The organism is Sphingobium baderi (genome assembly GCF_001456115.1).
GTDB lineage: Bacteria > Pseudomonadota > Alphaproteobacteria > Sphingomonadales > Sphingomonadaceae > Sphingobium > Sphingobium baderi_A.
In genome coordinates this window covers 2261206-2280380 of record NZ_CP013264.1, presented here as the reverse complement: position 1 = coordinate 2280380, position 19175 = coordinate 2261206, and the positions used below count along the sequence as shown (strand labels likewise).

The window sequence follows — 19175 nt, the reverse complement described above, 5'->3', positions numbered from 1 at the left end:
ATCGGGCTGACGCTGATCGCGATCATGCTGGTGGCGGGTTTCGGTGCGCTGGGCGTCTGGCAGGTGGATCGGCTGGCATGGAAGCGCGACCTGATCGCACGGGTGGATGCGCGGATTCATGCCGCTCCCGTGGCGGCCCCCGCCAAAGCTGACAGGTCGGATGAATATCGGCGGGTGGCCGTGACGGGCCGTTTCCTCAATGACCAGGCGACGCTGGTTCAGGCTTCGACGGTGCGCGGATCTGGCTATTGGGTGATGACCCCGCTGGTGACGGATCGCGGGGCCACCGTGATAGTCAATCGCGGTTTTGTGCCGCCGGAAGCCAAGGCCAGCTATGGGCAACCAAAGGAGCGCGTGGCGCTGACCGGGCTGTTGCGCCTGAGCGAGCCGGGCGGAGGTTTCCTGCGCGCCAACGACCCGGACACGGACCGCTGGTATTCACGGGACGTGGCAGCCATCGCGGCGAAACGTGGGGTTAGGCCGGCCGCGAATTATTTCATCGACGCACAAGCATCCCCCTCCCCCGATGCGCTGCCCGTCGGCGGGCTTACGGTTGTGCGCTTTCCCAATAATCACCTTTCCTACGCGATCACCTGGTTCGCTCTGGCGATCATGAGCGCGGGCGCATACATCTATGTCATGGGTCAGGAGCTGAAAGCGCGCGGGGCATCATGAAGCAGGCGCCTATCACCGCCCGGTGGCTGCCTGGCCAATGGCCTGCAGACGCCGCCGGACACCGGAACATGGCGTTGCTGGTGCAATTGCGCTGGATCGCCATCGCCGGGCAGGTCGCGACGATCCTGATCGTGCATTTCGGCATGGGCATCCGCTTGCCGATCGCGCCGATGCTGCTGATCGCGGCGCTGGCCGGCGCGATGAACATCGCGAGCTTCGCGATATTGCGGCGCCGGACCGACGTGGCCCGGCCGGAGCTTTTCCTGGCCTTGCTGTTCGACGTACTGGCGCTGACAGCGCAGCTTTATCTGAGCGGCGGGGCGACCAATCCCTTCATCGGGCTCTATCTGTTGCAGGTGGCGTTGGGCGCGGTGCTGCTCGACCGATGGAGCGTGTGGGGGATCGTGATCCTGTCGGCGCTCTGCGCGGCGTTGCTTTCGATATTCTATCATCCGCTGACCCTGTCCCGCGCACTGGAAGGGCATTTGTTCGACCTGCACATCGTCGGCACATGGATCAACTTCACGATGATCGCGGTGCTGCTGGTGCTGTTCATGTCGCGCGTGACGCATAATCTGCAGTTGCGGGAGACATATCTCGCCCGGCTGCGGCAACAGGCGGCGGAGGAGGAACATATCGTCCGCATGGGCCTGCTGGCATCGGGCGCGGCGCATGAACTGGGCACGCCCCTGTCGCAGCTTGCCGTCGTGCTGGGCGACTGGCTCCATATGAAGGAAGTGACGAAGCATCCCGCGCTGGTCGAGGAAGTGGAAGAGATGCAGGCGGCGGTGCAGCGCTGCAAGGCCATCGTCACGGGCATCCTGCTGTCGTCGGGCGAAGCGCGCGGGGAAGCGCCGCAGGTAACGGGCCTTCGCGATTTCATCGAGGACATGGCGCAGGATTGGCAGAACGCCAATCCCGGGACGGTGCTGCTCCGCGACTTTGGACCGCATGATTATCCCCGCATCATCGCCGATCCGGTGATCCGCCAGGCGATCGGCAATTTGCTCGACAATGCGCGGGAAGCAGGAGCGAACCGGATCGACATGCTGGTCGGGCGCGATAGCAACTGGCTGAACATTGCCGTGCGCGACAATGGCCCCGGTTTCAGCGAGGAGATGCTGGCCGACTTCGGCAAGCCCTATCGGTCCAGCAAAGGCAGGCAAGGCGGCGGGCTTGGCCTGTTCCTTGTCGTCAATGTCGTGCGGAAACTGGGCGGCAGCGTCAATGCAAGCAACAGCCCCGATGGCGGGGCGCTGATCCTGCTTCGCCTGCCGCTCGGTACGCTCGCCATGGAGGAGATTTCCGGTGCCTGACGACCGCCTTCTCATGATCGTGGAGGATGACGAATCCTTTGCCCGCACGCTCAAGCGATCCTTTGAGCGGCGCGGCTATGAAGTGTTGCTGGCGGACAGCCATGAGAAGCTCGACGCGCTGCTGGCGGAGCATGATCCGGGTTATGCGGTGGTCGACCTGAAGCTGGGCGCGCAGTCGGGCCTGCCCTGCGTGCAGAGGCTCCACGCCCATGATCCGGCCATGCTCATCGTCGTGCTGACCGGCTTTGCGAGCATCGCGACGGCGGTCGAGGCGATCAAGCTGGGGGCGACAAACTATCTGGCGAAACCCTCCAACACCGACGACATAGAGGCTGCCTTCGCGCGATCGGGCGGCGATCCCGCCGCGCCCCTTGCCCCCCGCCCGACGTCGATCAAGACATTGGAATGGGAACATATCCATGAAGTGCTGAAAGACAGCGACTTCAACATTTCCGAAGCGGCAAGGCGGCTGGGGATGCACCGCCGCACGCTGGCCCGCAAGCTGGCGAAACGGCAGGTCGGTTGACGCGTCTTTCCGGTCATGCCATGGGCAAGGCAACGCGGGTGTAGCTCAATGGTAGAGCAGAAGCTTCCCAAGCTTACGACGAGGGTTCGATTCCCTTCACCCGCTCCAGCCCTGACATTTCCAAGTCGCTCAAACGCCACCTTGTATAAGGTGGAGTACTGGAATCTTGCCGTCATTCAGCTGGGCTTCACCTCAAGTCCTAATATTTCGGCGTCCGCGCTCGCCGGATAGAGCGTGACAGGGAAACCTTGCACGGTTGGGCCAAAATAATAGGCGTTACCGCCTGAGGCGAGCGGACGGATGTGCTTCACGCCATATCCGGCTGCCTCGAACCTGGCCCTGGCCGCCTCGACATCGGAGAGGATGATGTCCGCCGAAACCAACGGGCCTTCCACACCGTCGAGAAGCGCCGAAGGACCTTCGATCAGCTTCACACGATGTGGCCCGATGAGTGCGCGTCGCGCGAAACCAGCCGGGTCCGACTCCATAAAGTCCATGCCATGGAAGCTCTTGAGGTCCGCGGCCAGCGCGTCCGCATCTTTAACGACCAGCGTCACGCAAGCGACCTTGGGGGGCGCGGCGTCAGCAAGGAAATCGAATGGTCGTTCGGAGCGAATTTGTTCCTCATTCACCCCTTCCGTGCAGGCGAGGAACGGCACACCATGGAAATCGCTGCCAAACAGATATTCATTGACTGCCGGAACCGGCAGATAGCTGATCGCCGTGGGTTGGTAGCCCGCTCCTTCCAGCTTCGCCCGCACGTCTTCCGCATTGGCGACGTCGATGGCGATTTCAATCAAGGAACCGGAATCTTCGCCGAAGGCGAGTCCCTCTGCGCCCGGCTGGATAGGCTCGATCCCATGTTCCCCGAACATCACTTTGAAATCGGCATCGGGGTATAATTCGGCAATGAAGCCGGGCGTGAAGAATTGGGCGCCCACCAGTTCGCCCATTTGGCTGGTGAAGTTCTCCATATCGTTGACGCGCCATGCCAAACGGCAGAATTTGGGTACCATCACTCTCTCCTTTACGGGACTATCCAGTTCGATCCGTCCCAAGTAAAGCCCTGGTTTTGGGAGTTCGTCACCGGGCGCGGGGTCTTATGCTCCCGGTGACTGGCACGACGACGGCATCGACGAGCCGGCAGCTTTCGCAATGTTCGGATGTCAGTCGCCCAGCAAGAGCTTCCACGTCCCGAGATCCTCGCCAGCGGTGAAAAACCGTTCATTCATCGGGAGGCCGACCTGCCCCCAAAAGTCCATATTCGCGATCCATGCCTGCATGCCGTAGATCACCCAGCGGCGATATTGCTCAAAGATGCTGTCGAGATCCGGCACGTCGCGGGCGCCCGTCGCCACCAGGGCCTCACGATAGTGCGAAAGGAGCTGGCGCTCTGATGCGCGGCGCTCCTCAATGGTAAGCGCACCGATCATGAGGTAGGTGAGGTCGCGCCAGGGCCGTCCCTTGCGGACGAGTTGCCAGTCCAGCCAGATACGCTCGCCATCAGGCTTTCGATAGGTGTTCCCCTGATGACAGTCGCCAAGGTTCACGCAACGGGGCGTGGTCTGAGAAAGCTCCCACTCGGCGAGCTTGTCGAAAGCGCGTTGCAGCCGGTCGGGATCGTCGATCAGCTTTTGCGGAATAACCTTGCAGACTTCGGGATCGGCCAGATTGGCCTCGATATACGGCCACATGATCCGAATCTGATCATTGTCGATCGGCGTATCCATCGACGTCTGGAGCCATTCATGCTCATCGAGCACCGGACTGCCCCAGAGACTGCCGTGGAGAACGGCAAGCCCTTCGAGCAACTTCGCCACTTCGGCCACGCCGTTCAGATCGGTGCTCTGCCCGAAATGTCCGCCATATTTTTCCAGATCCTCCAGAATGATGAGGCCCTGCCCGCTTCCATCATCATCCCAGTCAGCATAATAGCAGGTCACCGTGGGGCATTTCATGAGATGCGCCATGAAATGGTAGAAACGGGCCTCGATCGCGCAGATGTCGACATTGTCGTGAAGGCCGGAATAGTTCGACTTGATGCAGAGTCGTTCCGGAATCCCGGCTTTCACGCCGACATCGTTGAGCTTGACGGCGATGCGAAGCTTGCTCGTATGGCTGTCAATGAACTGGTGGACGACCAGATCCTCCACCACGATCCCGGGATATTTGTTTTGAAGAAGGCCAGTGAGCCTCTCCGCGGTCATGTCATCCTTGTTCCATGGCAGTCGGCCGGTGCGGTTGGGATAGGGACGAGGAACCACGGCCGTATCTATCACGTCCGGGGCCCAGGCATCACGATTGTCGATCAGGACTGACATTTGTTTATTTCTCCTATGATAGGCATTGGTCATCTGCGTGAAGAACGGCCTCCCGGCCTCCTCACACCGCCAGCCCGGCCATTCGCCCATCCTTTATCGCCTCATCGGTCGCGAAAACGCTCCAGCGCGCTTCGCGGGCGTCACCGATGATGCGAATGTCGGGCATATCGGCGATCAGAGCATGATAGAGATCTTCCTGCGGAGGCTTGGAAGTGACGAGGACAATGTTGTCGATCCCTTCCAGAACCGACTTCTCGCCGGACAGGAAGCCACGCACATGGACGTCATGCTCGTCAATACCGGTGATTTCGGCCGATGGCATGAACGTCACCTTGGGAATGACCCTGCGCGCGACGACCTTGTTCAGACCGAGTTCCGTGACCGACATGGCCATCGCGGAGTCCATCGTAAGAAGAAAGACCTCCTTGCCCTGGTCCGCCAGATGCTCGGCAATGCCGGGGCCGACTTCGTATGAGGTGTTGTCATACACGACTATGCGATTGCCGGTCCGCGCCTTTTCCAGAAGAAGCTCCTCCGGCGTCAGGACATGGGACAGGTTCGCGCCGGGCACGCCGGTCAATTGGCTCTTGCTTGCCCCGGTCTTGGAATAGCGCGCGCCCGTGGCAATGATCACGGCATCGAGCGAAAGCGCCTTGATGGATTCAGGCGTGGCTTCGCTCCCCGTTTGGATTTCCACGCCCTCCTTATCGAGTTGAAGCTTTAGCCAGCGAATGAGGTCCGCCCGATCTTCCAGGCCGGGAAGCATGGCCTGCAAGGTGACATGGCCCCCAATCCTGTCGGACTTTTCCAGAACCGTGACCTTATGACCACGTTTCGCCGCGACCAGTGCCGCCTGCATGCCAGCAGGACCGGCGCCAACCACAAGCACATGCTTCTTATTTCCGGCCGGCGTCAGCGGCCCTTCATGTTCGAAACCGATATCGGGATTCACCGTGCAGCCAACCGGCTGGCCATAGCAAGAGCGCAGGAAGCAGCCTTCAAGATCGCCTATGCAGGCGCGAATCTCGCTGGTCTGGTCGTCCCGGCATTTGTTGGGCCATTCGGGATCGGCAATCACGGAACGGGCGACAAACACCATGTCGCAACGCCCATCGGCAATCGCCTGATCCGCAAAGGCGGGAGTCAGGATGCGTCCGCCACTGACCACGGGGAGGCTGACCGCTTTCTTGACCGCTTCGGCGGCGTCCAGATGCGTGCCCTCATTCGCCATATAGGAGGAAGGATAGTGATATTGCGTCATCTGCGGCTTCTGCCCGCGCGCCGTGATCCGCAGCCAGTCGACCATGCCGGTTTCTTCCAGGATGCGGCACTGGGCGATCCCATCGTCGATACCGCTCGCGCCCAGTGTCGATTCATCGGCGTTGACCGCCACGCCGATGGCGAAATCGGGCCGCACGCGTTCGCGGATCGCGGCGATGATCTCAGTCACGATACGCATGCGGTTTTCCAGGCTGCCGCCATAGCGGTCGCTGCGCTGGTTGTAGAATTCGGATGTGAAGCTTTGCAGGCCACCGCCAGCGTTGATGGGGAATTCAAACCCGTCGGCTCCGGCCTGTTCGGCATGGGCCGCTGCCACGGCATGGGCTTCGATCAATTCCTGAATCTCGTCGATGGTCATCGAGCGAGGCTGTGTATCGGCAAGCACGGTGTGCGGCGCGATCGCCGATGCCTGCGCCTTGGCCGGATCGGCCATCATCCAGACGCCCTGGACGGCGATCTTCGCGCCATGTTTGTGCGCCGCCTCGACGATCCGTCGGATCGCCGGGATATGATCGGGATTATAGGCTTCTATGAACCAGCCCGGCGGGACAAGCGGCGCCGGAACAACCTGGCAACTGGCGATCACCATCAGCCCCGCTCCGCCTTTCGCGCGCGCCTCAAAATAACCAACCTGGCGATCCGTTCCTATGCCCAGACCGACCATGCCGTGCGGGGACATGAAAACCCGGTTCCTGATCTCCATCCGTCCGATCTTGATCGGGCTGAACATGATCGCATATTTGCTCATTATTTACCCTCTACTATTTGCCAGACTGTCGCTGGTTCAGATTATTTATTGTCGGTAAAATGCAAGACGAAAGCGGTGTCCGCTGCGGCATGGCGCATCGGGATAGCCTTTTGATAGGCCTCCGACCGATACCAGCGCATGGCCGCGTCATTGTCCGGGAACCTTATGATCACGACACTACTGCCAGGCGGGGCGCCCTCCAACAGTTCGATCCCCTCACCGACAATGACTTCACATTCGATACCATTGAGCGAGACAAAGCCCTGCGCCGAATATTCGGCATATTTTTCCAGATCATGCTTCTGCATGACGCTCATCACATAAGATGCCATGTCCGTTCTCTCTTCCGTTTCAACTGCCGCTCATCTGCGCCATGGCATCCGCGTAAAATGGAAGATGGCGCACGATGCCGCCGTCGGCGCTGAAAACCTGACCGGTCAAATCTCCGAACACCATCTATCTCCTCTCCTTACTTTGCGGCTTCGGCCGATCAGTTCACGCTCAGATTGACATTGATCGGGAAACGCTCGGTAGGCATCCCGCCATAGACGATCACTTCATCGGGATTGGTGAACCGCAGATCCGGGAAGCCGAAGATCAGGCGGCTCACGATGGCCCGCGTGACCATCCGCGCCAGGTTGTTGCCGGGGCAAAGATGTGGACCAAAACCGAAAGTGAGAATGTCGCGCGGCTCGCGCGTGATGTCGAAACGAGTGGGGTCCGGATATTTGTCAGGGTCGTAGTTCGCGGCGCCAAGCGCCAGATGGGCGACCATGCCGGGATAGACGGGCGTACCGTCGATCACATGCTCCTTGACCACGAAGCGATGGCGGAAGTTGCCCAGGCAATCGACGCGCATGCACTCTTCCAGAGCCATGTTCAGGAGCGACGGGTCTTTCCGTAGCAATGCGAGTTGGTCTGGATGCCGTAACAGCCGCAGCACCGCGTTCGACGATGTCGCCGGCACGGTCCCCAGGCCAGCCGTGAAAAGCTGAACCAGGGTCGAAAACAGCTCCTCGATCGAAATCGCCCCCTTCTCGTCATGGGCGGCGATTACCGAACCGACAAGATCGTCCTTGGGGTTGATACGGCGATCTTCGATCAGCTTGCCGCAAAATTCGTAAACAGCGTCGAACGCCGCCATATATTCCGGTGGCTTGGGCGCGCCGGGCGGGACCGTCGCCACCAGTTCCAGAGCATTGGAAAGATTGATGAAAAGTGGCCAGACGTCCGGCTCGAACTCGAACACGCCGCCCAGCAGTATCTGATACATGAGCGGACCGGCGAAATCGGTCACCATGTTGAAGCCATTCTTTTCCGCCATGACTTTCGCAAGATCGTCAATCATAGAGTCGATCAGCGGTTTCAGCCTGGAAATGCGATTTGGGGCAAAGCCCGGCTGCATCAGGCGGCGCATCCGCGAATGCTCCGGCGGATCGAAGTCGACGACCAGCGGCAATCCATTGAAATAGTCGAAAAGATCCGTGCCCCAACCCTGATGCGGGACAGCACTGATAATCTCATGCGTCCGCAGCGCCCATTGCACCTGTTCGTGTCGGCAGATGACGACATGGGCATGGCCCTGAACCGTCGCGTAAAACGGAGGCTTCGTCGCCCACTCCGAAAAATATGCCGGAGCATTGGCCTTCATATCCTGACCGAACAGGTCGATGTCGATAAAGCGATCCGCGTCAAGTTCCGGGAGTTCGGGTTTGGCAAGCAGATTTGCAACGGACATAAATTCCCTCGAATTTTCAATGTCGGATTTGACCAAAACATAGCCCAGCGGTATTTTGTGCAGTCGCCTCCGCACCCAAGCTTCGCCCCGCACTCGTCATCACCAGCGGCTGACAAGTTGTGTTTAGGGCGCGCAGCCGCTAGCGTAAAAAGCAATAATTCAACGCTTGGTCAGGCGGAGCGATTGCCGGTGAAAAGGAGGGGTTGAGCCATGCCATTGAGCAGCGATCACCACGATGCTGCGACGGCTATGACGCGCGGACGGCGGTCATCCAACGCCACCACCATCGTTGATATTCTGGACGCAGCGAAGGAAGAGTTCGCCAGTTCCGGGTTCGATAGCGCGACGGTCGATTCGATTTGCCGGCGCGCGAAGGTTTCAAAGCAGCTGCTCTATTATTACTTCGGGAGTAAGGCAGAGCTCTATAGCCTTATTCTTAAGGAGGCTGCCGAAGGCACAACAAAATTTATCGGATGCACGGAATATAACGCATTTCCACCCGAAACGGCGCTTGCGAAATTCATGCAGAACTTGTTTCGCGATTATATGGACCGCCCCCAGATCGCCAAGATGACGATCGACGAAGCCCAACATGGTTTCGCGCATGTGGGGAAAGGAAGCCCCCTTGCCATGGTGATGCGAAAGCTGATCGACGAGGTTCTGGGCGAGATCGTCGAACGTGGGCGCGCGAATGGCACCTTCCGGGACAATGTTGATCCAGATCATCTTTTCTGGATTATTTTCAGCCTCGTTACCACATGGTTCACGCATTTTCCTCTCGTCTCACTTGTCTCCCGAACGCGGGATGACAATGATATGGACGTAGCCGCCTGGTGCGCCATGAGCACCGATTTCTTGCTGGCCGCAATAGCTAACAAGGATTGATAACCGGTGGACGCGACCTGTGGATCATCACTCAGTCCCGTGCAGGCGCTGATCCGCAAACGCCGCAAGCTTCAGCGCATGCGGGATGCACAGGAGCCTCGGCGAGACTTGATCCGATGAGATTGAATCGGATCAAGTCCAATAAACGCCCGTAGATTGCATTAGATTTTCGGGCAGGATCAGCCCATTTTTGGCATGATTTCCTGAGCAACCCAGCGCATGCGATCGAGATACGCATCGAAACTGTCGAGCGGCGGCAGCGGAATGATCGTCTCCGTAACACCCAGTTCACCTAGCCAACCGCAAAGATCGATAGTCTGCTGCACGTTCCAGGAACCGATCGTCTCAGCCGCGGCCTTGTTCTCGACATGGCCGTCGCCCAACTTCATCGCCTCGATCGGGAAGAAGAGTTCGATCGGACGGCCGTGATAGTCGGGCTGCGAACGAATGAAATCGAGCGCCTCGGGAAATTGACTCGGCGGCGTCAGGAAAGGATTCCATCCGTCACCCCATTTGGCGATGCGCTTTAACGGGGCCTCGGCATCGCCACCGAACCATAGGGGCAGATTCCGTGGCTTCGGTTCATATCCCACATCCTTGAACGAGACATATTTGCCTTCGAATTCCGGCTTGTCCTCCGTCCACAGGGCGATCATCGCCTGCACATATTCGTCGCATATTGCGCCGCGTTCCCGGAAAGGAACCCCAAGCAGATCGAATTCCTCCTTCAACCACCCGACGGCTACGACGGCGGTGCCGCGACCGCCGCTCAGCCAATCGATTGTCGACCAGGCCTTCGCCTGAACGATCGCGTTTTGAAGAGGCAGGATATTGATTGAGGAGGCTAGGCCAAGCCGCTCGGTCGCGCCAGCAATCCCCGCGAGAAACACGGTTCCATGGTGCCAGAATGCGCCGCTCGCTTCCAGATGATCGCTGGGAATAAGGAAATGTTCGCCGAGCATGCACTTGTGGAACCCCAGATCGTCCGCCAGCTTCATCGCCCGCAAAACGTCCTTGTGATCGAGCGTCAGTTCCCAAGGCTGAGTAAGCGCCGGAATTTCCAATGCATGGGGGATTGCGATGTTGATTTTCATGTTCTTCGCCTAGCTATAATCGTGAAAGTCCGGTTCAAAACCGGCGGATAGCCTGCATCGACCAACTCAGATCTTTCGCATCACGCACCCGCACCCGCTTCCGCAAGCGACTTGCCCGCAATGTAACCCAAAACCATGGCCGGACCCACATTGCAGCCATGCGCCGGCGACTTGCCACGCCAGATCGAATTGGCATCCAGACCGGCTGCATATAGTCCTTCAACCGGATCGCCATTCGCATCGGTGACGCGACACCGGTTATCGATCCGCAGACCCACGGTGGTTGAGCCATCTCCAGGATAAATTTTCACGGCATAATAGGGCCCCTTGCCCAGCGGACCGAAACACGGATTTGGTGAGTGTTTGGGATCGCCAATTTCCTGATCGATCAAGGTATCGCCCTTCCCGAAATCGGCATCCTTCCCCGTCTCAGCCATTTGATTGACGCGTGCGACGGTCTCCTCAAGCCCATTGGGATCGACCCCGATCTTGTGAGCGAGTTCGCTCAGCGTGGCCCCTTCAATGACATATCCGGCATGAAGCAGCTTCTTCAGGTTCGGCGCGCCGGGATAGACCATGCCCAGCCCATATTTCTTCACGCCAGCAGCATCGTTGATAATGTAGGCGGGCACTGAGCCCGTCTCGTGCATGGCCTCGACGAAATGCACCGATGCCTCGTTGCCGAACCGCTCACCCTTTGCGTTGACGGCGATGCAGCCCGGCTTCGACATGTCCATCAGGTGCGCGTAGCGGGCAAGATACCCATCCTCCCGCCGCAAGGTCGACACCACCGACCATACGGCGTTGATGAGGTTCTCGCCATCAAGCGAGGCGCCCGCCTCCAGGCCCATGTTCATGCCATCGCCGACATTTTCGTAAGGCAAGATCGAGACATGTTGGTCCGCATAGGGGATATAGGCTTTACGCAGCTGCTCATTCGCCGAAAACCCTCCGGACGCCAAGACGACGCCGAACCGCGCCTCATGCGTCTCTGTCCCGCCGTTGGCCGACACCCGCACGCCGGAAATGCGCCGCCCTTCGGTCAACAGCCCTTCGACGGCGGCGCTCTTCCGCAATGTCACGCCCGCATCCAGCGCGGATTTCAGCAGCGCGGCCACAAGCGCATTACCCATCGTCAGGCGCGTGCCCCGCTTATATCCCCGAAGCTTGTCCGTGCCGAACCGCGCGGCGAGCTTGCCAAAATGCCAGAGTGCCTTCGGCTTGGGCATCTGCGCGAGATAGGGCAGGTCGAACATGTCGATCATGAAGCCACCCGGCGCGTTGAACTCTTCCCGGCCTGGACGGAGCTGCGGGAAATAAGCCCCCAACTTCTTTCCATCATATTCGCGGGGGCTGAGAACGCGGCCATAATGTCTGGCGCCGGGTATCTCGGGATACCAGTCGCTGCTGGGCAACGACATCAGAAAGACGACCTCGCTGTTTGCCGCCAACCAGGATACCATTTCAGGGCCGTTATCCAGATAAGCGTCGATCAACTCCGCGCGCGCGCTTTCGCCTATTACTTTGAGGATGTAGTCGCGTGCGATGGCAGGGGAATCCGCGAGACCTTCGGCCTGGGCCTGGGGACTGCCTGGAATCCAGATACCCCCGCCCGACACCGCAGTCGTGCCGCCAAAATGCTCCCCTTTTTCAAGGACAAGCACCTTCAGGCCCGCCTTGGCTGCGCGAACCGCAGCCGTCAAGCCCCCCGCTCCTGATCCGACCACGATGACATCCCACTGCATCTTCCGCTCCTAGTCCTGACTATGGCGCGTCGGCGCCCCTGTGGTAATTTACTATCCGCTGACGCTTATGCGCCTGAGCGATCAAACTTCGCGCTTTATCAATGAATCGCGCACGCTGCCTGATCTATCACTTCATCCTTGGATCAACGCTTGGCCGCCGCCACAAGACGATGCAGGCCCGCGCCATAGAATGTGAGCTTTTCCATATTGAGATGGCGGTATGGCGACATCGGACAGAGGGAATCAACCACCGACCAGAACGGTTCCAGTTGTTCGAGCACCTGATCCACACTGCCACACGCGACGAACGCCTTGACCATTTCGTCCGGGACATGGTGCATCACGGCAAGCGAATTACTCTGATCGCCCTGCTGGCACAGCTTTGCTTCCTTCAGGAATCCACGCGCTGCGAAGAAGGGTTCATATTCCTTGATGCCCGCATAACCGGCAACTGTCGGGCGCGCATCATCGACCGCTGCTTGCTTGTCGTCGTTCACGGCGACCCAAGGCCATGCATTGATTTCGACAGCGGAGCGTTCCCGGCCAAATTCTGCGAGTTTGGCGGCAATGCGCGGGCCTTGCTCGACGGTATAGTCCACCGACCAGAGAGAGTGGACGATCAACCCGTCCGCGATTTCCAAGGCAGTGTCCGTCAGACGCTCACGCAGCGCCGCAACCCATATCGGAAGATTTTCCCGCACGGGCGGCGCCGTCAGCATCAGTTCCTGAAAATCAGCACTATAATATGCGCCCCGATACGGCGACAGGCCCTTGTGAGCATTGCCGATGACATGCCTGACAGCGGCCACCGTATCGCGCATGTGGGTTATCAGCTTGTAATCCGGCACACCGTAAGAACCGACGTTGACGGACGAAACGCCCGTGCCCAGCCCCAGGATGAAGCGGCCCTGGCTGATGCGATCCATGTCCATTGCAATCATCGCCGTTTCAAAGGGGCTCCGGGAAGCCGCTACCGCGACGCCCGTGGCTACCTTCAAGCGTGATGTCGCCGCCGCCGCAACCGACAGACTCGGCCATGGCGGCCCATAAATCTGCAACGCAGTCGCGCCTTCGAAGCCGATGTCCTCCATGCGTTTCGTCATATCGCTGAGCATCGGCGCTGGCATCATGGGAATAACGCCCCAATATTTGCGTTCGCCGCCCGCGGCATTGGTAGCTGGCATATGTCCCTCGGCGTTCTCGTATCTGTCAGGGAGGCGGGCGGGCACCCGTTGGGAGCGCGACGCGCTCTGTCAGTTCGCGGGCTCGGCGGCGGCCATGGCGGCCAGCATGTCAGCCACATAGGGCGTATGATGCACGATGCCGCCGTCGACGGAAAGGATCTGGCCGGTGATGAAGTTCGATGCGTCGGAAGCGAAGAACACCACCGCGCCCGCAATATCCTCAGGCCGGCTGAAGCGCGGCAGCAGCACATGGCGCTGTATCGTGTCGATCTGGGCTTCTCCCATCATCTCACGGGCCAGCGGAGAGAGGACCAGGCCCGGCGTGATGGCGTTGCAGCGGATATTGTAGCGGCCGAACTGAACCGCCGTGTTCTTCGTCAGGGCGTTCACCGCCGCTTTCGACGATGAATAAGCGGGATTGAAGATGTCTCCCGTCAACGCCACGCCGGTTGACGTGTTGATGATCGATCCGCCACCGCCCGCGATCATGTGCGGCGCGGCATGCTTGATCATCAGCATGGTGCCGCGCGTGTTGATCTTGAACGCCTGGTCCCAGACCGCCGCGTCCATCTGGTCGAGCCGCATGTCGGCGCCCATCTGTTCCAGGCGCGTGTCGGCAGCATTGTTGTGCAACACGTCAATCTTTCCGAAACGGGCCATGGTGGCGTCGATGACCGCCTGAATGCTGTCCTCTTCGGCAAGGTCAAGGGGCTGTGCGAACGCTGCGCCGCCGGCAGAGGCGATCTCCCCGGCCACGCGCTCGGCACCGGCGATATTGATATCGGCAAGCACGACCGAAGCGCCCGCTTCAGCCAGCGCCCGCGCGCATGCTTCGCCGATATTCGCGCCCGATCCCGTTACGATCGCAACCTTGCCTGTCAATTGACCCATATTTCTCCGCTCCATCCATCATGTCGAGACGATATTTCCACCCCGCTTCGCATGCCGGTCATTTCGATGCACGATAAATAATTAGACTCTGGTTTAGGCCGCGAAATCTTTGAGCTTATGGCAAATTCGCCATGAATCCCCACGGCGTCGGCGGACCTTTCAAGCTGGACGGCCAGCCGGTTCATGACAGATCGGCTCATGGTCCGGAGCATCGGTCCGCCGATCGGCTTTGTCAGCGGCGCGCTATGAAAATTTCTGTGATATCGCCCAAATATACGATCTCGCCCTTCATAAGCCCGGTCTCCCGGTCAAATGGTTGCGACTGCACGGCTTGAGAAGTGCTTTGATAGGGCAAGGCCGGATCAATTCGCATATTCGGCAAATTGAAAGCCGCGCCGGGAAGCACGCTGGTAAGATCGGATTCGATGACGACGCCCCAATCCGCGCAGGCGATACGCATATTTTCCAATACGCCTCCCGGATAATAGCCCGCGTCATAAAGTGACGCGTACATCTCCCTTGCCGCTTCGGTTGTGTTGACAACCGCCGTATGCAGAGATCCGCCATGGAACTGATAGACGGGATCTTTGACGAGAGTTGCCATGGTCGCATCGACATCGCCGATAATTTCCGACCACCAATGATCCCGCAAAACGGTCAGCATATGTTTATGCCAGGGATCGATCGCATCGTGGATGAACTTGTCGTAACGCTCCCTCGTCGCGACAGTGCGTTCAGCGAGGCAACGTTCTTTCACCTGGGCTAGATAGTCCATCGCCAATCCCTTCGCTGCACCAGATTTCCTCTGCTTCCGATTTCAACGAAACCTATAGCTCATCCGGCCGAGCGGTAGGATCTGCGTCGAAAGCCGCACTATTTTCAGCGAAATATGGCATATGGGCCGTGATGCCGCCATCGACCTGAATGATCTGGCCCGTCACAAAACGTGCATCGTCGGACACCAGCCACGCGACGGCAGCGGCGATGTCGTCCGGTTCTCCCAGATAGGGCGTCAGCTTGTGGGTCTGTATCCGCTTCAATTGCGCCGGCGGCACCGTCTGCTGCGCGCCATGGGTCAAGATCATGCCGGGAGAAACCACGTTGCAGCGTATCCCCTGCTTGCCATATTGCGTTGCAGCATAAACAGTGAGGCAATTGATCGCCGATTTGGACGCTGCATAGGCTGGCCCGTAAAAGTCGCCCCGAAGGGCTGCGCCGGAACTGGTATTGACAATCGAGCCTTGCTTCTTGGCGAGCATCGCTGGCAGGGCATGCTTGATCATAAGCATGGTTCCCCGCGTATTGACGTCGAATGCCCGGTCCCAGATGGCGGCATCCATATTGGCCAGATCCATATCGCCCGCCATCTGCTCAACGCGAGTATCTGCCGCATTATTATGGACAAAATCCAGCTGACCGTGACGCGCGGCAACCTCTTTATAAAGAGCCCGGATGCTATCTTCTTCCGCCAGGTCGAGCGCAATGGCCGACGCCTGCCCTCCGTTCGCGACAATCGACGCAGCGACATTGCTGGCCGCTTCGAAAGCGATATCCGCGAGTATCACCGTCGCCCCCTCCGACGCCAAACGCCGCGCTGTGGCTTCCCCGATATCCTTGCCCGAGCCGGTTACGATTCCCACGCGATTTTTCAGTCTGAGCATGTTCACTCCTTCTCCGGTCATCTGTCTCAAGGCAATCTGCATATTCAGGCCAGAACGCGCGTGCTGGATTATCCCCGGCCATTCCCTTCTTAATTCCGCGCTCGCGCACGGCGTCAATAATCAGGTAGCCGCTTTGGATTTGAGATAGTCCTGCATGTCCGGGACATGGGCGTGATGCGCCATCGTGCCGCCGTCGATGGTGATGATTTCGCCGTTGATATATTCGGATTCGTCGGCAACCAGAAAAGTCGCCAATGCCGCGATATCTTTGGGCGCTCCCAGCTTGCCGAGGGGCGTCTGCCGCTTGACCAGCGGCATCATGTCGCCGCCAATATCCAGTGAGAGCGGGGTGATAACCGGACCGGGGCAGATTGCATTGGCGCGAATGCCCTGGTGGCCGTGATGCGTGGCGACATATTTGGTGAGCGCGATCATCCCGGCCTTCGAAACACCATAGGCGACGCGGGTGACGTCGGCGGCAAGTCCCGCGCCCGAAGCCGTGTTCAGGATGGTTCCGCCACCATTTTCCGCCATGTGTGGAATTGCGTGACGGCAACACAACATCGTACCGGTCAGGTTGACGTGAAGCGTATTGTTCCAGATGTCCATGGGGACATTGACGACATCGGTGTCGAGGTTCATCGACGCCGGGTTGGTCAGCGCGGCATTGTTGAACAGGATGTCGATCCGGCCGAAATGCCTGATCGCCGCCGCCATGCCTTCCCGAACCGAGGCTTCATCGCCAATATCGACGCCGAGGCCGAGCGCTTCCGGACCAAGCCGATCCGCAGCCTTCCTCGCTGCATCCCCGAACAGGTCGGCAACAATGACTTTGGCGCCTTCCGCGATGAAGCGTTCAGCGCACGCCATGCCTATGCCGCCTGCGCCGCCGGTGATGAAGGCGATTTTATTCCCAAGCCGTTTCAACGATGCTCTCCTGCAATTGAGACCTTATTCGGTTCTCCTGACCCGGTTTCTAGGTGCAGACCGGTTTTGTACGCGAACATTATAATTCACCGCTCGGTCAGGACAGGATTAAAGGTCAGGAGGTCGGAGCAAGGACGGCCTTCGGCGAGGCTTCATCAGCGCCACAGTGACCCGTTTCCGCCAGCTTCCCGTCAAACGAAATCCTTCTATACCTCCGCTATCTCAAGGCCATCCAGAAGCAGACCGATGGTGTCTCCCGCCGCCGCGAAGGCTGCCGCAGGATCCTGGCGACTGGCCGCCCATGCGGCGGCATTGGCGACGGCACCGGCAATGACATTGGCAAGGGCGGCTGCATCCGTGCGCCGGATGGCCCCTTCGCCCATGAGCCCCTCCAGAACATCGACCATCTGTGCCGTGCAAAGCCGCATGCGAGGGCGCCCTGCAAAGTTCGGGATGACGGCCGGTGCATCGTTCAGGACGATCCGCTGGATATCGGGCGCAACCATTGCCTGAAGATAAGCGCGGCAACCGGCGCGAAAGCCCGGCCACCCCCCTCCAGCTTCCTCGGTCGCGCGCTCGACGGCTTCATCGAGCGCATCGTCCATCTCAGCCACGACCGCCTCGAACAGGCCGAGCTTGCTGCCGAAATGATGGTAGAGAGCGCCACGCGTCAGACCCGCCGCCGCGCAGAGATCCTCCAACGGCACGCCGGAGAAGCCATGGCGGCCAAACGCATCGCGCGCCATAGCGATTAACGACGCGCGGGTCTCAAACGTCATCTGCGGACGGGTGCGTGTGCTCATCTCGCGCGTCTGCCTGTTTTTTGCCTACCTGTCATCCATTCGCCTGCGAAAGCGGCTTGATCATCGTGAAATACATACATACAGTCTGTATGTTAATATGACAAATCGAGGATGTCCATGAGTTCCGACCCGATGCTCGCACCGCTGTTCCGCCCGATGACCCTGCGCGGGCTCACCCTGTCCAATCGTTTGGCCATGGCGCCGATGACGCGCAGTTTTTCACCAGCCAATGCCCCTGACGCGGCGGTCGTTGAATATTACCGCAAGCGCGCGGAGGGGGGCACGGGACTAATCGTCACGGAAGGCATCGGCGTCGACCAGCCTGCCGCGATCGGCGCGGGTAGCGGGACCGAAACTCATATTCCGCTGCTCCATGGAGAAGCTGCTCTCGATGGGTGGCGCAAAGTCACAGATGCGGTCCATAAGGCGGGCGGCAAGATCTTTCCGCAACTCTGGCATCAGGGCGTTTTCCGTATCGATGGCACCGGCCCCTATCCCGATGCGCCGTCGCTCCGGCCTTCAGGACTTTGGGGTCCAGACGGCGGCTTCTCGACAGTGACGCGCGACTATATCGCCCGCGTGATCGAGCCCACCCGCCCCATGACCGAGGAAGAGATCGCCGACGTCGTCCATGGTTTCGCGCGAAGCGCCAGGAACGCAAGAGACGTCGGGTTTGATGGCATCGCGATCCATGGCGCCAGCGGCTATCTGATCGACAGCTTCTTCTGGTCGGAGACCAACCGCCGCACCGACCGCTATGGCGGCGACATGGCCGCGCGCGCGACCTTCGGCGCGGAAATCGTGCGCGCGGTGCGCGAGGCGGTGGGAGAGGACATGCCGATCCTTTTCCGGTTCGGCCAATGGAAGCAGCAGGATTTCAATGCGCGGATTGCCGAAACTCCCGACGAACTCGGCGTGCTGCTGCGCGCGCTGGCGGAAGCTGGCGTAGATATGTTCGATGCCAGCACGCTCTATTTCAGCGCGCCGGCCTTCACAGGATCGGACCTGCCGCTAGCCGCCTGGGCCAAGAAATTGAGCGGGAAGCCTTCCATGGCGGTCGGCGGCGTGGGCCTGTCGGAAAACCTGTTCGCCTCCTTCGAGACGGGCGGCGCCGCAGTCGAGAATAATTTCTACGACGTGGCCACGCGGATCGAGCGCGGGGAATTCGACATGATCGCGCTTGGCCGTGCGCTGATTGCCGACTGGGAATGGCCGAAAAAGGTCGCCAAAGGGGAAGCCACAATGCCCTATTCGCGCGCAATGCTCGATACGCTCCAATAAAAGCGCCTTGCTTCACTGACATTGTTAGGGCCGGTCAACTAACGCTAGCCTTCGGCTCGCTCCGTCATCTGAATGTCGACCGGCCCCAGTTCGAAGCTA

18 protein-coding genes and 1 tRNA gene are annotated in these 19175 nt (G+C 59.6%); 6 read left to right on the top strand and 13 right to left on the bottom strand.

What is annotated here, in order from left to right:
- Window positions 1–24: 24 nt before the first annotated feature.
- The 4 genes from ATN00_RS11255 (at window position 25) to ATN00_RS11240 (ending at window position 2625) form a co-directional block, all read left to right on the top strand.
- Window positions 25–675, top strand: coding sequence for an SURF1 family protein (locus ATN00_RS11255; protein WP_082635327.1), 651 nt, complete (start codon window positions 25–27; stop codon window positions 673–675).
- Window positions 672–1991 carry an ATP-binding protein gene (locus ATN00_RS11250; protein WP_062064724.1) on the top strand — a complete coding sequence of 440 codons (1320 nt, stop codon included), beginning with the start codon at window positions 672–674 and terminating at the stop codon, window positions 1989–1991. The genes ATN00_RS11255 and ATN00_RS11250 overlap by 4 nt, the downstream gene beginning before the upstream one ends.
- The gene (locus ATN00_RS11245; protein ID WP_156415270.1) at window positions 1984–2517 is read left to right on the top strand and encodes a response regulator transcription factor; all 534 of its coding nucleotides are present in this window, start codon (window positions 1984–1986) and stop codon (window positions 2515–2517) included. Before ATN00_RS11250 ends, ATN00_RS11245 begins: the two co-directional genes overlap by 8 nt.
- Before the next feature lie 34 nt (window positions 2518–2551).
- A tRNA-Gly gene (locus tag ATN00_RS11240) sits at window positions 2552–2625 on the top strand.
- A gap of 68 nt (window positions 2626–2693) precedes the next feature.
- Here ATN00_RS11240 and ATN00_RS11235 read toward each other — a convergent pair.
- The 5 genes from ATN00_RS11235 to ATN00_RS11215 form a co-directional block, all read right to left on the bottom strand.
- Window positions 2694–3533 carry a hypothetical protein gene (locus ATN00_RS11235; protein WP_062064722.1) on the bottom strand — a complete coding sequence of 280 codons (840 nt, stop codon included), beginning with the start codon at window positions 3531–3533 and terminating at the stop codon, window positions 2694–2696.
- Window positions 3534–3683: 150 nt separating this feature from the next.
- On the bottom strand, window positions 3684–4838 hold the full coding sequence (locus ATN00_RS11230) for an oxidoreductase family protein (RefSeq protein WP_082635326.1): 1155 nt from the start codon (window positions 4836–4838) through the stop codon (window positions 3684–3686).
- Window positions 4839–4899: 61 nt separating this feature from the next.
- The gene (locus tag ATN00_RS11225; protein ID WP_062064721.1) at window positions 4900–6867 is read right to left on the bottom strand and encodes an FAD-dependent oxidoreductase; all 1968 of its coding nucleotides are present in this window, start codon (window positions 6865–6867) and stop codon (window positions 4900–4902) included.
- 41 nt (window positions 6868–6908) lie between these two features.
- The gene (locus ATN00_RS11220; protein ID WP_062064719.1) at window positions 6909–7199 is read right to left on the bottom strand and encodes a DUF1330 domain-containing protein; all 291 of its coding nucleotides are present in this window, start codon (window positions 7197–7199) and stop codon (window positions 6909–6911) included.
- A 158-nt stretch (window positions 7200–7357) separates the two neighbouring features.
- Window positions 7358–8605: a cytochrome P450 gene (locus ATN00_RS11215; RefSeq protein ID WP_156415269.1), complete on the bottom strand. Its 1248-nt coding sequence runs from the start codon at window positions 8603–8605 to the stop codon at window positions 7358–7360.
- Between the two features lie 210 nt (window positions 8606–8815).
- Between ATN00_RS11215 and ATN00_RS11210 the strand changes: the two genes are divergently transcribed.
- Window positions 8816–9490 carry a TetR/AcrR family transcriptional regulator gene (locus ATN00_RS11210; protein ID WP_062064715.1) on the top strand — a complete coding sequence of 225 codons (675 nt, stop codon included), beginning with the start codon at window positions 8816–8818 and terminating at the stop codon, window positions 9488–9490.
- A 179-nt stretch (window positions 9491–9669) separates the two neighbouring features.
- On the opposite strand, the gene ATN00_RS11205 is transcribed toward ATN00_RS11210, so the two are convergent.
- From ATN00_RS11205 to ATN00_RS11170, 8 genes are all read right to left on the bottom strand, one after another.
- Window positions 9670–10584, bottom strand: coding sequence for a TIGR03619 family F420-dependent LLM class oxidoreductase (locus tag ATN00_RS11205; protein ID WP_062064713.1), 915 nt, complete (start codon window positions 10582–10584; stop codon window positions 9670–9672).
- A gap of 80 nt (window positions 10585–10664) precedes the next feature.
- A complete protein-coding gene (locus ATN00_RS11200; protein ID WP_062064711.1) occupies window positions 10665–12329 on the bottom strand; it encodes an FAD-dependent oxidoreductase in 1665 nt (554 codons plus the stop codon).
- A 143-nt stretch (window positions 12330–12472) separates the two neighbouring features.
- A complete protein-coding gene (locus ATN00_RS11195; RefSeq protein ID WP_062064709.1) occupies window positions 12473–13513 on the bottom strand; it encodes an LLM class flavin-dependent oxidoreductase in 1041 nt (346 codons plus the stop codon).
- A 69-nt stretch (window positions 13514–13582) separates the two neighbouring features.
- Complete coding sequence (locus ATN00_RS11190; protein WP_062064707.1) at window positions 13583–14404, bottom strand: SDR family NAD(P)-dependent oxidoreductase; 822 nt, start codon at window positions 14402–14404, stop codon at window positions 13583–13585.
- Window positions 14405–14636: 232 nt separating this feature from the next.
- Window positions 14637–15179 (bottom strand): hypothetical protein, encoded by a 543-nt coding sequence (locus ATN00_RS11185; RefSeq protein WP_062064705.1) that lies wholly within the window; start codon window positions 15177–15179, stop codon window positions 14637–14639.
- A 52-nt stretch (window positions 15180–15231) separates the two neighbouring features.
- Window positions 15232–16065, bottom strand: coding sequence for an SDR family NAD(P)-dependent oxidoreductase (locus tag ATN00_RS11180; RefSeq protein ID WP_062064703.1), 834 nt, complete (start codon window positions 16063–16065; stop codon window positions 15232–15234).
- Window positions 16066–16185: 120 nt separating this feature from the next.
- On the bottom strand, window positions 16186–16992 hold the full coding sequence (locus tag ATN00_RS11175) for an SDR family NAD(P)-dependent oxidoreductase (RefSeq protein ID WP_062064701.1): 807 nt from the start codon (window positions 16990–16992) through the stop codon (window positions 16186–16188).
- Window positions 16993–17198: 206 nt separating this feature from the next.
- Entirely contained in the window at window positions 17199–17795 is a 597-nt protein-coding gene (locus ATN00_RS11170; RefSeq protein ID WP_062064699.1) for a TetR/AcrR family transcriptional regulator, read from the bottom strand.
- 117 nt (window positions 17796–17912) lie between these two features.
- Between ATN00_RS11170 and ATN00_RS11165 the strand changes: the two genes are divergently transcribed.
- Window positions 17913–19076 (top strand): NADH:flavin oxidoreductase, encoded by a 1164-nt coding sequence (locus ATN00_RS11165; RefSeq protein WP_082635185.1) that lies wholly within the window; start codon window positions 17913–17915, stop codon window positions 19074–19076.
- Window positions 19077–19175 lie beyond the last annotated feature (99 nt).

Excerpts from the sequence above, each read along its gene's own strand:
- ATN00_RS11255 (WP_082635327.1), top strand. The coding sequence starts at position 25 with ATGCTGGTGGCGGGTTTCGGTGCGCTGGGCGTCTGGCAGGTGGATCGG.
- ATN00_RS11250 (WP_062064724.1), top strand. The coding sequence starts at position 672 with ATGAAGCAGGCGCCTATCACCGCCCGGTGGCTGCCTGGCCAATGGCCT.
- ATN00_RS11235 (WP_062064722.1), bottom strand. The coding sequence starts at position 3,533 with ATGGTACCCAAATTCTGCCGTTTGGCATGGCGCGTCAACGATATGGAG.
- ATN00_RS11230 (WP_082635326.1), bottom strand. The coding sequence starts at position 4,838 with ATGTCAGTCCTGATCGACAATCGTGATGCCTGGGCCCCGGACGTGATA.
- ATN00_RS11225 (WP_062064721.1), bottom strand. The coding sequence starts at position 6,867 with ATGAGCAAATATGCGATCATGTTCAGCCCGATCAAGATCGGACGGATG.
- ATN00_RS11220 (WP_062064719.1), bottom strand. The coding sequence starts at position 7,199 with ATGGCATCTTATGTGATGAGCGTCATGCAGAAGCATGATCTGGAAAAA.
- ATN00_RS11215 (WP_156415269.1), bottom strand. The coding sequence starts at position 8,605 with ATGTCCGTTGCAAATCTGCTTGCCAAACCCGAACTCCCGGAACTTGAC.
- ATN00_RS11210 (WP_062064715.1), top strand. The coding sequence starts at position 8,816 with ATGCCATTGAGCAGCGATCACCACGATGCTGCGACGGCTATGACGCGC.
- ATN00_RS11205 (WP_062064713.1), bottom strand. The coding sequence starts at position 10,584 with ATGAAAATCAACATCGCAATCCCCCATGCATTGGAAATTCCGGCGCTT.
- ATN00_RS11200 (WP_062064711.1), bottom strand. The coding sequence starts at position 12,329 with ATGCAGTGGGATGTCATCGTGGTCGGATCAGGAGCGGGGGGCTTGACG.
- ATN00_RS11195 (WP_062064709.1), bottom strand. The coding sequence starts at position 13,513 with ATGCCAGCTACCAATGCCGCGGGCGGCGAACGCAAATATTGGGGCGTT.
- ATN00_RS11190 (WP_062064707.1), bottom strand. The coding sequence starts at position 14,404 with ATGGGTCAATTGACAGGCAAGGTTGCGATCGTAACGGGATCGGGCGCG.
- ATN00_RS11185 (WP_062064705.1), bottom strand. The coding sequence starts at position 15,179 with ATGGACTATCTAGCCCAGGTGAAAGAACGTTGCCTCGCTGAACGCACT.
- ATN00_RS11180 (WP_062064703.1), bottom strand. The coding sequence starts at position 16,065 with ATGCTCAGACTGAAAAATCGCGTGGGAATCGTAACCGGCTCGGGCAAG.
- ATN00_RS11170 (WP_062064699.1), bottom strand. The coding sequence starts at position 17,795 with ATGAGCACACGCACCCGTCCGCAGATGACGTTTGAGACCCGCGCGTCG.
- ATN00_RS11165 (WP_082635185.1), top strand. The coding sequence starts at position 17,913 with ATGAGTTCCGACCCGATGCTCGCACCGCTGTTCCGCCCGATGACCCTG.